Origin of the sequence: Curtobacterium sp. 22159 (assembly GCF_052045775.1) — a bacterium.
Lineage (GTDB): Bacteria > Actinomycetota > Actinomycetes > Actinomycetales > Microbacteriaceae > Curtobacterium.
This window is the reverse complement of sequence record NZ_JBQEPN010000009.1, coordinates 79223-91086: the sequence shown is the minus strand read 5'-3', so window position 1 is coordinate 91086 and position 11864 is coordinate 79223. Positions and strand designations below refer to the sequence as shown.

General features: G+C 69.6%; 11 protein-coding genes. All 11 read right to left on the bottom strand.

Features of this window, described 5'->3' with window-relative positions:
- Positions 1 to 3: 3 nt before the first annotated feature.
- A complete protein-coding gene (locus tag ACTJKO_RS11835; protein ID WP_440688885.1) occupies positions 4 to 918 on the bottom strand; it encodes a GNAT family N-acetyltransferase in 915 nt (304 codons plus the stop codon).
- Between the two features lie 141 nt (positions 919 to 1059).
- Positions 1060 to 1959, bottom strand: a complete 900-nt coding sequence (locus ACTJKO_RS11830) for a carbohydrate kinase family protein (protein ID WP_440688883.1) — start codon at positions 1957 to 1959, stop codon at positions 1060 to 1062.
- 31 nt (positions 1960 to 1990) lie between these two features.
- Positions 1991 to 3088 (bottom strand): glycoside hydrolase family 172 protein, encoded by a 1098-nt coding sequence (locus tag ACTJKO_RS11825; RefSeq protein ID WP_440688881.1) that lies wholly within the window; start codon positions 3086 to 3088, stop codon positions 1991 to 1993.
- 53 nt (positions 3089 to 3141) lie between these two features.
- Positions 3142 to 4050: a carbohydrate ABC transporter permease gene (locus tag ACTJKO_RS11820; RefSeq protein WP_440688879.1), complete on the bottom strand. Its 909-nt coding sequence runs from the start codon at positions 4048 to 4050 to the stop codon at positions 3142 to 3144.
- Positions 4050 to 4904, bottom strand: coding sequence for a carbohydrate ABC transporter permease (locus ACTJKO_RS11815; RefSeq protein ID WP_440689061.1), 855 nt, complete (start codon positions 4902 to 4904; stop codon positions 4050 to 4052). Before ACTJKO_RS11815 ends, ACTJKO_RS11820 begins: the two co-directional genes overlap by 1 nt.
- A gap of 115 nt (positions 4905 to 5019) precedes the next feature.
- A complete protein-coding gene (locus ACTJKO_RS11810; RefSeq protein WP_440688877.1) occupies positions 5020 to 6339 on the bottom strand; it encodes an ABC transporter substrate-binding protein in 1320 nt (439 codons plus the stop codon).
- Positions 6340 to 6452: 113 nt separating this feature from the next.
- Positions 6453 to 7508 carry a LacI family DNA-binding transcriptional regulator gene (locus ACTJKO_RS11805; RefSeq protein WP_440688875.1) on the bottom strand — a complete coding sequence of 352 codons (1056 nt, stop codon included), beginning with the start codon at positions 7506 to 7508 and terminating at the stop codon, positions 6453 to 6455.
- Positions 7509 to 7647: 139 nt separating this feature from the next.
- The gene (locus ACTJKO_RS11800) at positions 7648 to 8517 is read right to left on the bottom strand and encodes an ABC transporter permease (protein WP_440688873.1); all 870 of its coding nucleotides are present in this window, start codon (positions 8515 to 8517) and stop codon (positions 7648 to 7650) included.
- Positions 8514 to 9452: an ABC transporter permease gene (locus ACTJKO_RS11795; RefSeq protein ID WP_440688871.1), complete on the bottom strand. Its 939-nt coding sequence runs from the start codon at positions 9450 to 9452 to the stop codon at positions 8514 to 8516. Before ACTJKO_RS11795 ends, ACTJKO_RS11800 begins: the two co-directional genes overlap by 4 nt.
- Complete coding sequence (locus ACTJKO_RS11790) at positions 9449 to 10660, bottom strand: ABC transporter substrate-binding protein (RefSeq protein WP_440688869.1); 1212 nt, start codon at positions 10658 to 10660, stop codon at positions 9449 to 9451. Before ACTJKO_RS11790 ends, ACTJKO_RS11795 begins: the two co-directional genes overlap by 4 nt.
- Complete coding sequence (locus tag ACTJKO_RS11785; protein WP_440688867.1) at positions 10657 to 11844, bottom strand: ABC transporter ATP-binding protein; 1188 nt, start codon at positions 11842 to 11844, stop codon at positions 10657 to 10659. The genes ACTJKO_RS11790 and ACTJKO_RS11785 overlap by 4 nt, the downstream gene beginning before the upstream one ends.
- Between the last annotated feature and the right edge of the window lie 20 nt (positions 11845 to 11864).

The window sequence follows — 11864 nt, the reverse complement described above, 5'->3', positions numbered from 1 at the left end:
GCGTCAGGGCACCTGCACGAACAGGGGCGCACCGCGCTCCCGCAGCCGGAACCCGAGGTGCTGGTAGAGCCCGATCGCGCCCGTGTTGCCCGCAGCGGCGTGCATGAGCGGCGTCTCCCCCCGCTGTCGGATCCCGTACGCGACGTCGAGCACGAGCCGACGCCCGAACCCCTGCCCGCGGAACCGCTCGTCGGTGCAGACCGCGCTGATCTCGGTCCACCCCGGCGGGTGCAGCCGTTCCCCGGCCATGGCGACCAGGCGACCGTCGCGACGGATGCCGACGTACCGACCGAGCTCGATCGTCCGTGGCAGGAACGGCCCGGGCTTCGTGCGGGCGATGAGCCCGAGGATCTCCGGGACGTCCTCGGGCGTGAGCTCCACCGCCTCGGGGTCCGGCGCTCCCGGCACGGCCTCGCCGGTCAGCTGCACCCCGCCGGCGCTCTCGACCGTCTGCCACCCGTCGGGCAGGACGGCGTCGGCCCCCACACCGAACACCGCGCCGGTGCCGAGCAGCGTCCGGACGTCGTCCCAGTCCTGCGGGGTGGGACGTGCTGGCACGCCGGTCCACACGGACACGTCCGGCAGGTACCGCGCGACCTCCCCACGACGCTCGGCGAACCGGGCGTGGTGGCTGTTCAGCGAGGCGAGCGCCGGGTTGTCGAGCAGCCGGGTCGGCGTCCCGTCCTCCGCGATCGTCAGGTCGAGTGTCCGGACCGCCTCGCCGCGGGCGTCACCGCCGCGGAACCCGAGGTCCTCGAGCCGGCGGCGGTCACCGTCGGACCACCCGCTCGTGTCGGCGACGACCGCGGCGAGGTACCGGTCGCGTGCCCGTTCGACGACGTCTTGCACGTCGGTGACGCTCGTCAGGCCGACCTCACCGGGTCGGGTCGGGGTGGCGGGTCGGGCGCTGGTCGTCATGCGTCCATCTTGCGACCGTGCGCGCCGCGACCGGTCCGCGTTGCCCCGCGTGACGGGGCGACCCCGCGCGGCCATGCGTTCCCACGTGGCGCGCGATCACCGCATGGCCGCGCGATCCCCGCGCGGCCGGGCGCGGCCGGGTCAGCGGCGGTCCGGGCCGAGCGACAGCTCCTGGGACGTGGGCGGGTCCGCGCCGACCCGCGTCACGGTGATCGCGGCACTCCGCAGCGCGATGTCCGCCACCCGTTCGAGGACGTGCCCGTCCGCCGTGTCGAGCGCTTCCGGTGTCCGCAGCACCGCCGTGGCGAGTCCCGACATGAAGGAGTCACCGGCTCCGATGGTGTCGGCGACGTCGACGGCCGGCGCCGGGAGCCGCACCCGGGCACCCCTGGTCGCGACGACGCACCCGGCTGCCCCCAGGGTCACCGCCGCCAGCCGGGTGTCGCGGCGCAACAACTCGTCGAGCACCGCGTCCACGTCGAGTCCCGGCCAGAGCCAGGCTGCGTCCTCGTCACTCGTCTTGACGACGTCCGCCGCGTCCAGGAGGGGATCCAGCGCAGCACGGACGACGTCCTGGTCCGGGGTGATCGACGGACGCACGTTCGGGTCGAGGGACAGGAGCGTCGAGGACGACCGGTTGCGCACCGCCTCCAGGACGGCGTCGGACCCCGGGCGCAGCACGGCACCGATCGACCCGACGTGCAGGAGCGCGGTCGTCGCCGGCACGGTGACGGGTCCGGGTCGCCAGTCGAGGTCGAACTCGTACGATGCCGCTCCGGTGCCGGCGATCCTCGCCACCGCTGTCGAGGTCTGCGGGATCGGGGTCGCGTCGACCACGACCCCGCTCGCCTCGAGGTGCGAACGCACGGCCCGCCCCCGGGTGTCGTCTCCCAGCGTGCAGACGAGGCGCACCCGTTCCCCGAGCCGCGCCATCCCCACCGCGACGTTCATCGGACCCCCGCCCGGGTGCTCGGTGCGTCCGTCCGGCCGCTCGACGACGTCCACCAGCGCCTCACCGACCACGAGGACGCCGCCGGTCATGCACCACCCCTGCGTGCGGCCGATCCAGTGGTCACCGCGGGGTCCGCTCCGAGGCCGAGGGCAGGACCGGGAACGGCGCGTGCGGCTCCGACTGGTACCAGTACGCGACGGTGCTGATGTCGTCGGACCGTTCGAACAGGCCGTGGTCCCACGTGCCGATCTGCTGGACGGTGACGCGCAGGTCCTGCTCGAACCAGATGGGGTCGGGGAGGTGCCAGCGGTACAGGGCGTGCATCGGGGCCACCGCGTGGATGAACTCCGAGGCGCCGGTGCTGTCACGCGAGCTGCAGAACGGGTAGCCGAAGTACGGCGCATTGAACGTCAGCGGGACGGGTTCGGGGTCGGCCCGGAGCTCGTCCTGGAAGGCCCACGCTCCTCCCGCGTAGTCCTCGAGCCCCGTGCTGCACAGCGAGGGGAGCTCGTCGTCGCCGTCCACGAAGAACTTGACCTCGCCCTCCCCCCACCAGAAGCGCTGGAGCGACGCGAGCGCGACGTACGTCCCGACGTACCGGCCCCGACCTCGGACGCCGTCGAGCACGACGTGGTCCTCGCCGAGCGCCGTGCTCCCGTTCGACCGACGCCACTGCGCGTGGAAGTACGGCGTGTCCGCGGCGATGTCGTCACCCGTGGTCAGGTCGACCTGGAAGAACACGTGCTCCAGGTCCGCGCCGTGCTCGCTCGTGAGCGTGATGCGGGCGTGCTGCCGGAACGGCATCGGGAAGTAGCTGTTCATACCACCGGTCGGGGCGACGGTGATGGGTTCCGACGTGACGAGCGCCCTCGTGGCGAAACCGTTGCAGAAGAAGTCCCCGAGCGGCACCTCGACGGACGGCTCGTCCTCGTCGTCCCAGTACGCCCGGAGGACCAGGTCCCGGAGCACGAACGGTCCGGCTTCCGTGCGGTCCGTGACCGTGATCCAGATGTGGCGGATGACGCCCGGTCCGTCGATGTCGACGAGCTCCAGGGTCCCGCCCGCCGGCAGCGAGCCCCACGCACTGCCCTTCCGGCCGGGCCCGAGGTGCGACGACGCGGAGGCTGCGGCTCCGAACGCGCCGGTCGGGTTCTCGGCGTTGATCGACCGGGAGCGGACGCCGCGCGGCGGGGCGAGTTCGGACAGGGTGGGGAGCATGGATCCTCCGGGGTTCGTGGTCGATCGGTGGGTGGTCGGGGTTGCGGGCGGGTTCACTTCACGGCGCCGACGGTGACACCACGGCTGAGCGTTCGTTGGAACACCAGGAAGAAGACCAGCGTCGGCAGCAGGGAGAGCAGCGAGCCGGCGTTCAGGGCCGTGAGGTTGATGCTGTTCTGTCCCTGCAGGGTCGCGAGCGCGATCGGCACCGTCTGCGCGGACTGGTCCGTGAGCAGTACGAGCGGGATGTAGAACTCGTTCCACGTCCAGACGAAGAAGAACACGACCAGGACGGACAGGGTCGGGCGGAGCACCGGGAAGACGACGGACCACAGGATCCGGAAGCGTCCGGCACCGTCCAGCGCGGCGGCCTCGAGCAGGGACTGCGGGATGGTGCTCATCACGCTCGACAACAGGTAGGTGCCGAAGGCCGCCTGCAGCACCGTGAACACGATCACGACACTCCAGATCGTGTTGAACAGCCCGGTCGCCTGCGCGCCGTAGAAGAGCGGGTAGATGAGCGACTCCTGCGGCAGCATCGTGGCCAGCAGGAACACGGCGAGGATCCAGGTGCGTCCGCGGATCCTCCCGATGCCGAGCGCGTAGCTCGTCACGAGGGCCAGGGCCGTCCCGAGCACGGCGACGAGTCCGGCGATCACGATCGAGTTCACCAGCGCCCGCGGGTAGTCCACGAGCGACAGGTACTGCTGGAAGGCCTCGATGCTGAACCGCTCCGGGAGCGCCAGGGGCCCGTGCGCCGAGTAGTCCGCGCCCGTCTTGAAGGCGTTGAGCACCAGGAGGAGCAGCGGCGCCAGCATCAGGAGCGCGAACACGACGGCGATCGCGAGGACGATCCACCGCGTCACGCCCCGTCGGCGTCGCCGGGTCTGGCGGACGCCGGCGGGCGCAGCGGGGCCCGGCGTCGCGGCGATCCGGTCCGGCTCGGTCGTTGCGGTGCTCATCAGGCGTTCTCCCCTTCGGTGTCGCGCCGCTGGAGCCACATCAGGACCCCGGCGATGACGAAGATGACGATGGACATCACGGTGGCGATCGCGGACCCGTAGCCGACCTTCGACAGCTCGAAGAAGTTCCGGTACGAGTAGTACGACGGCACGACCGTGGAGCCCTCGGGGCCGCCCCCGGTCAGGATGAGGATCGGTGCGAAGACCTTGAGGGCCCCGACGGTGGCGGTGATCACCACGACGAAGACCTCCGGACGGATCTGCGGCAGCGTGATCGCCGTGAACCGGCGCCACCAGCCCGCACCGTCGAGTGAGGCAGCCTCGTAGAGTTCCGGGTCCACGCGCTGCAGCGCGGCCATGAACACGACGACCGGGTACCCGATCTGCAACCAGACGAGCACGAGCATCACGGCGTAGATCGCGATGTCCGGATTGCCGAGCCAGTCCGGTGGATCGGTGTTCCCCAGTGCGGCGAAGACGCTGTTGAGCAGTCCGTTCTGGGTCGCGAGGACCCAGCTCCAGACGAAGCCCGCGACCGCGATCGGCAGGATCTGCGGGAGGTAGTAGACGGCGCGGAGGGTCGCGGCGACCTTCGTCCCGAACTCGCGACCGATGTGGTCGAAGAGCATCGCCGCGAGGACGAGCCCGATGAGCGTGGGGACCACCACGATGCCCACGATCATGAACACGGAGTTCTTGAAGGCCAGCCAGAACTGCGCGTCACCGAGCAGCTCCGCGTAGTTCCCCAGGCCGGCCCATCGCATCGGGGCGAGACCGCCCTTCCACTGGAAGAGGCTGTACCAGACGTTCATCGCGAACGGTACGAGCACGATGGCGAGCGTGCCGATGCTCATCGGCAGGAGGTACCACCAGTAGGAGTGTTGGCGTCGGCGCCGGAGCGCGGTTGTCGTCATGTCGGATCTCCTGACGGGACGGGCGCCGTCGGGCGCCCGTCCCCTCGTTGTCGGGTCAGCCCTGGTCGACGGTCTTCTTGCCGTCGTCGTAGAAGGCCTGCAGCTTGGTCAGGTACTCGTCCGCGGTCTCGTTGCGGTTGGACATCGCCGACATGTTGTTCTGGATGAAGTCGAGGAATCCGGGCACCGGGTAGTCCGGGTAGAAGGCGAGGGTGTCGTCCTGCACCACCTCATCGAAGCGCTGGGTGTACGCCTTGGTGACGGGGTCCGAGATCTTCGCCGTGTCCCCGGCCAGGGGCAGGCCGCCGAGGCTCCCGATCTGGTTCTGCACCTTCGCGCTGAGCGTCGTGTTGATCCAGTCGTAGGCGAGGTCCTTGTTGCCGGACTTCGCCGGGACGCCCCACAGGTGACCCGAGGAGCCCATCGTCATCGCGGCACCGGGGAGCGTGAAGGACCCCCAGTCGAAGGACGCCTGGTCCTTGATCCGGGAGAACACCCCGTTGTTCCAGATGAGCATGCCGGTCTTGCCGCTGAGGAAGTTGACGTTCGCCTGCTCGAAGTTCAGGCCGCCCAGATCGGAGCCGACGTAGCCCTTGTCGATCCAGTCCTGGAACTCCTTCGTCCCAGTCTTCCACGGGTCCTTCGAGAAGTCGACCTTCCCCTTCAGGAACATGAAGTCGTCGATCTGCTTCCGATCGGCTGCCGCAGCCACCAGCGAGTACCAGATCCACATCTGGTTGAAGCCCTGGTTCACCGCCGCGGACGACGAGATCGGCGTGATCCCGGCGTCCTTGAGCTTCTGGAGGTCGGCGGTGAACTCGGCCATCGTCTTCGGCTCGCCGCTGATGCCGGCCTGCCGGAACTTGTCCTTGTTGTAGTAGAAGGTGACGTACTCGCCCACGTTCGGGATCCCGTACCAGTCACCGGACCCGGCCTTGCCCTGCTCGTCGTACTTGGCGAACGACTGCATGGCGCCGGACACCTTGTCGTCCCAGTGGTACCGCTTCACGGCATCGTCGAGGTTCTCGAGGAGGCCTTGGCTGGCGAGCTGTCCACCGTCGGCGTTGCCCTTGTTGAACTCGACGACGTCGGGGACCTTGTTGCCGCCGAGGACGAGCTTCGCGTTCTTCCGGAAGCCGTCGAAGCTCGTCGTCTGGAACTTCACGTCGACGTCGGGGTGCTTCTTCCGGAAGATCTGGAGTGCGGTCTTCCACCCCTGTCCCTGCGGGGTGCTCGGGTCCTCGTACTGCATGATCGTGAACGTCTTGGCGTCCGACTGGGATCCGGCACTGCAGCCCGTGAGGGCGGCGGCCGCGAGGGCGATCGAAGCGATCGCGACGGTCCGGAGGGTCCGTCTACGCGTGGTGCGGTGCATGGTGCAGCTCCTTTGCTGGTGTTCCGTGGACGACGGCCCGAGGGCGCACTCGACCACCGCGTCGTGCTCGGGCACGGCGCGTCGGGATGGGATGGGGAGGGGTCGACCCGGGATCAGGGCGGGTCGCGGGGCGGAGCAACCGAGCTCCGCACGACGATGGGGCAGTGCATGCGGTGGCCGATCGGTTCGGCCCGGGGTGCCGTTCGGCCGTCGATCCGTTGCAGCACGCGGTCGACCGCCCACTCGCCCATGGCACGGTGGGGCAGCTGCACGGTCGTGAGTCCCGGATCGAGCGCTTCGGCGACGAACTCCTGGTTGTCGAACCCGACGATCGAGAGGTCCGTCGGCACCCGCAGACCGAGGGACCGCGCCACCTGGTAGAAGCCCATGGCGATCTGGTCGCCGAAGCAGAAGACGGCGGTGGGCCGTTCGGTCCCGGGACGGTCGAGCAGAGCACGTGCCGGGTCGATGGCGCACGCCGTCGCAGCGTCCACGGCGGTCACCATCAGCGCGGGATCCGCCGCGAGACCCGCTTCGGCCAGGGCGCGACGGTACCCGCGGGTGCGCAGGGCGTCCGCGATCGGGTAGGCGGCGACGGTGCAGAAGCCGATCCGCCGGTGCCCGGCATCGATCAGGTGTCGGACGGCGTCGTACGCACCGCGCTCCTCGTCCGGGACGACGAAGTCCGCGGTCGTGCCCGGGTCGCCGTCGGCACCCTCCGGTCGACCGTCGAGCAGCACGACGGGGGTCGTCGACGGGACCTTCGGCGGTTCGACGGTGCGGTGGTACGTGGCCGCGACGATCAGTCCGTCGACGTTCCGCTGCAGCAGCGACTGCACCGCCGTCGTCTGCATCTCCTCGTTCCCGCCGGTGTCCACGAGCATGAGGACGTACCCGCTGCGCCAGGCGGCCTCCTGCGCCCCGGCGAGCATCGCGCTCGAGAAGGGCACGGTCGCGACCCGGTCGGACACCAGTCCGATGGTCTGCGTCTGCTTGGACTTCAGGGACCGGGCGAGGTGGTTCGGGACGTAGCCGAACGTCTCGGCGAGCTCACGGATGCGACGCGCGGACTCGGGGTTCACGCGGCCGGTGTCGCGGTCGTTGAGGACGAGCGAGACGGACGACACGGACACGCCCGCCTGTGCGGCGATGTCCTTCATCGTCAGCATGTCGCTCCCTCGCGTCGATCGATCGACGCGGCTCGTCAATCGATTGATGTGACGGTAGGAGCGTCAAACGCGTTGACGCAAAAACTCCGGATCGGATCGTCCGAGAACGCCTCGTCGCGGCGTTCTGCGGATCAACGGCTCACCCCCGCGTCCGCGCCAGCCGGCGGTTCAGCGCACCGTTGAGCAGGGCGACGAGCAGCCCCACCGCGAACACCAGGGTGCCGAAGCAGAGGACCTGCGGCGGCATCCCGGCCTTGGCGGCCCCGTACACGAACAGCGGGAACGTGACCGAGGGTCCGGCGACGAACGAGGTGATCACGTAGTCGTCGATCGACATCGCCAGGGCCAGCAGCCCTGCGGCGAGCATGCCCGGTGCCAACAGCGGAAGGGTGACGAGCCGGAACGCCTGGAACGGGGTCGCGCCGAGGTCGCCCGCCGCCTCCTCGAGCGCCCGGGACGACCCGGCGATGCGTGCCCGGAGCACCACGACCACGTACGCGACGTCGAACGCCACGTGGGTGATGAGCACCGTGAGGAAGCCGGTGCCGAGCCCGATCGACAGGAAGAACGACAGCGATGCCGATCCCACGACGATGGACGGCGCCGCGATGTCCGCGAACACGACCGCGTTCACGGCACCGCGCCCGGGGAACCGGTACCGCTCGAGCGCGAGGGCCAGCGGCAGGCCGATCGCGACCGAGACGACGGCGGCGAGCAGTGCCACGACGACGGACGTGGCGAAGGCCGACCCGAGCCCGGACACGTTCACGAGGTTGGCGTACCAGTACGTCGTGAAGCCGTTCCACGCGAACGACAGCCGGTTCGTCGGGGCGTCGTTGAACGAGTACACGATCATGTACACGATCGGCACGAGGGTGATCGCGATGACCACCCAGTAGACGATCGCGAGCCAGGGCCCTCGTCGGTTCACCCCGCGCCGACGGACGGCGGGGGCGGTCGCCGGCGACGCGGGGGCTGCGGACGAGCGGGGCGGTGCGACGGCGGTCATACGAGGTCCTCGAGGTCGTCGGTGCCGGACACGCGGGCGTAGATGAAGAGGATGATGCCGAGCACCACCATGAGCACGGTCGAGAGCGCGGCGGCGACGTTGTACTGCTGGTTGCCGGAGTAGGCGTCCTGGATCGCCTGCCCGATCGTGTACGTGTTCGTCCCGCCGAGCAGTGCGGAGTTCACCGGGTCGCCCACGCAGTCGATGAACACGAGCAGCACCCCGGCGAAGATGCCCGAGCGGGACAGCGGCAGGGTCGTGTGCCAGAACGCCCGGGCCTTCCCCGCGTAGAGGTCGTGCGCGGCCTCACCGAGCCGCGGGTCGATCCGTTCGAGCGCTGCGTAGACGGGCAGCACCATGAAGGCCAGGTCGTTGTACGCGTCGCCGAAGACCACCGCGCCGCCGGTGCCCAGGATGTGGAAGTCCTTCCCGACGAGGCCGATCGCCTGCAGTGTCGTGACGACCGGCCCCTGCGAGGCGAGCACGAACGCCCACATGTCCGTCCGGATGACGAACGACACCAGGAAGCTCACGAAGACGAGCATGAGCAGGGGGTTCTTCCACCGCGGCGAGACCCAGAACGCGATGAAGTACGCGACCGGGTAACCGACGATGATGGTGACGACCGTGGCCGCGGCTCCGTACCAGAGCGATCGGAGCAGGAAGGTGAGGTACGGCACCTGCGGGTCGACGAAGAGCGACGAGTAGATCCCGAAGTTCCACGTGAACGTGTACCCGTCGTCCGGGTTGCCCGACATGAGCGACACGACGAGCCCCGAGACGAGCGGGATGACGAAGAACACGCACAGGTACGCCGTGCCGACCAGGGCGAGCAGGAACGGGGTGCTGCGACGACGCCCCCGGCGCACGGGAGCGGGGCCGGCACCGGGTCCGGCTCCGAGGCCGGCGACCCGGGCGGCACCGACGGCGGTCACGACTGCACCACCGCGTTGAAGAGGCCGTTCCACTCCGAGTACTCGTCGTAGTTCCGGAAGACCCGGAACTCGTGCGAGCGTTCGAGGACGTCCTGGGACGGGAACACGAGCGGGCTGTCGGCGACCGTCGGGTCGTCGAGTTCGTCCCGCACGTAGGCCTCGGCTCCGGGGACGGGGCAGACGTAGTTGACGTAGTCCTCGACGATCCCGGCGATCTTCGGCGTGTAGTAGAAGTCCATCCACGCCAGCGCCGAGACCGGGTTCGCCGCCTGCCGCGGGATCATGAGGTTGTCGTGCCACATCATCTGGCCCTCCTCCGGTGTGACGAACTCCAGGTGCTCGAACCCGGACTGCTGCGCCTGGAACACGTCTCCCGACCACGCCTGCGTGATCCAGGTGTCACCGTTCTCGAGCTTGTTGATGTAGCTCTGGTCGTAGAAGCCGGTGACGCTCGGCCGGAGCTTCCGCAGCCACGCCTGCGCCGTGCGCCAGTCCGCCGGTGTCGACGTCTCGGGGTCGATCCCGTTCGCGAGGAGCCCGAGCGAGCCGAGTTCGGTGTTGTCGCTCATCAGGCCGACCCGACCACGGAAGGCCGGGTCGAGGAGGTCCTGGAACGACGTGATCTCGCGGTCGACGTACTTCGGGTTGTAGGCGAGCCCGGTGAACCCGGTCTGCCACACCACGGAGTGCTTGTTGCCCGGGTCGTACGTCGGGTCCTTCACGGAGTCACTGGCGTACTTCGCGAAGTTCGGCAGCCGCGAGTGGTCGAGCTCGCACACGAACCCGTTCTTGATCATCTCGGTGAGTTCGTACCCGTTCGTCATCACGACGAGGTCGTAGCCGGTGGAACCCTGCGCCCGGAGGATCGGGGAGACCGTCGCGTAGAACGTCGCGTTGTCCTGGATCACCGCCTGGTAGTCGACCGCGATCCCGGTCTCCTGCCGGAACAGCTCCAAGGACTCGGACTTGCCGTGGTCGGAGTCGATGTAGAGCGGCCAGTTCGCGAACTTCAGCTCCTTGGTCGCCTTCGCGTCCGCCCAGAAGCGCTCCCAGTCGACCGGGTGCTCGGCGAGCGACGCCGCAGAGCCCTTGATGCTGCAGCCGGCGAGCAACGCCGTGAGCGCGGCGGCCCCTCCGCCGGCGAGCAGGCCGCGTCGGCTGATGCGCGCGGACGTCAGGCCCCGCACCAGGTCGGGACGGCTGCTCACGCGACCGCTCCCGCGGTGGCGGGTGCGGACTGGAGGCGCGGGTCGGCTCCGGCGGTGACGGCCGCGTCGGACGCGGGGTGCGCCTCCAGGCCGAACCCGTGGTCGACGCCCCACGTGAGCCACACCTCGGTGCCGGTCGCGATCCGGGGTCCGCCCTTCGAGTTCTGCGCGAAGACGGAGACCCGTCCCGCGCCCGGGACGTCGACGAGGTACTGGGTGCTGACACCGGAGAAGGAGACGTCGACGACACGTCCCGGGCCGAGGATGTTGCGTCCTGCCTCGGGGGCCGGCTCGACGGTGCGGATCTTGAGCTTCTCGGGGCGGACGCCCACGACCACGCGGCCGGAGGTCGCGACCGCCCGTGCGGAGGGCACGGCGAGGGTGCCGGCCGGGGTCGCGACGACGAGGAGCCCACCGTCGGTGCCGCGGACCTCGCCCTCCAGCAGGTTCGACTGCCCGAGGAAGTTCGCGACGAAGGCGGTGCGGGGCAGCTCGTAGAGGTCCTGGGGGCTCCCCATCTGCTCGATGCGACCCCCGTTCATGACGGCGACCGTGTCGGCCATCGTCATCGCCTCCTCCTGGTCGTGGGTCACGTGCAGGAAGGTCAGGCCCACCTCGGCCTGGATGGTCTTGAGCTCGAGCTGCATCTGGTGGCGGAGCTTCAGGTCGAGGGCGCCGAGCGGTTCGTCGAGGAGCAGCAGTGCGGGCCGGTTCACGATCGCCCGGGCGAGGGCGACGCGCTGCTGCATCCCGCCGGACAGCTGCGTGGGACGCTTCGACGCCGAGCCCTCGAGCTCGACGAGCCGGAGCGCCTCACGCGCCTTCGTCATGGGGTCGGGGATGCGGCGGCGCTTCAGCCCGAACGCGACGTTGTCGAGCACGCTCATGTGCGGGAAGAGCGCGTAGTTCTGGAAGACCGTGTTGACCGGGCGCTGGTACGGCTTCGTGTCGGTGACGTCCCGGCCGCCGATCGTGATCGTGCCGCTGGTCGGCTCCTCGAGTCCGGCGACCAGCCGGAGGGTCGTGGTCTTGCCGCAGCCGGACGGCCCGAGCAGGGCGAAGAACGAGCCGGCGGGGACGGTGAGGTCGAGCGCGTCGACCGCGGTGTGTCCGGGGAAGGACTTCGTGATCCGGTCGAGCCGGAGATCCGCCCCGGACTCGGCGAAGGTGCCGGTCGTTGCCATGGTGCCTCCTGGGTTTCGGG

What these genes read in the sequence shown, in the direction of transcription:
- ACTJKO_RS11835 (WP_440688885.1), bottom strand. Translation starts at nt 918, where the DNA reads ATGACGACCAGCGCCCGACCCGCCACCCCGACCCGACCCGGTGAGGTC.
- ACTJKO_RS11830 (WP_440688883.1), bottom strand. Translation starts at nt 1,959, where the DNA reads ATGACCGGCGGCGTCCTCGTGGTCGGTGAGGCGCTGGTGGACGTCGTC.
- ACTJKO_RS11825 (WP_440688881.1), bottom strand. Translation starts at nt 3,088, where the DNA reads ATGCTCCCCACCCTGTCCGAACTCGCCCCGCCGCGCGGCGTCCGCTCC.
- ACTJKO_RS11820 (WP_440688879.1), bottom strand. Translation starts at nt 4,050, where the DNA reads ATGAGCACCGCAACGACCGAGCCGGACCGGATCGCCGCGACGCCGGGC.
- ACTJKO_RS11815 (WP_440689061.1), bottom strand. Translation starts at nt 4,904, where the DNA reads ATGAGCATCGGCACGCTCGCCATCGTGCTCGTACCGTTCGCGATGAAC.
- ACTJKO_RS11810 (WP_440688877.1), bottom strand. Translation starts at nt 6,339, where the DNA reads ATGCACCGCACCACGCGTAGACGGACCCTCCGGACCGTCGCGATCGCT.
- ACTJKO_RS11805 (WP_440688875.1), bottom strand. Translation starts at nt 7,508, where the DNA reads ATGCTGACGATGAAGGACATCGCCGCACAGGCGGGCGTGTCCGTGTCG.
- ACTJKO_RS11800 (WP_440688873.1), bottom strand. Translation starts at nt 8,517, where the DNA reads ATGACCGCCGTCGCACCGCCCCGCTCGTCCGCAGCCCCCGCGTCGCCG.
- ACTJKO_RS11785 (WP_440688867.1), bottom strand. Translation starts at nt 11,844, where the DNA reads ATGGCAACGACCGGCACCTTCGCCGAGTCCGGGGCGGATCTCCGGCTC.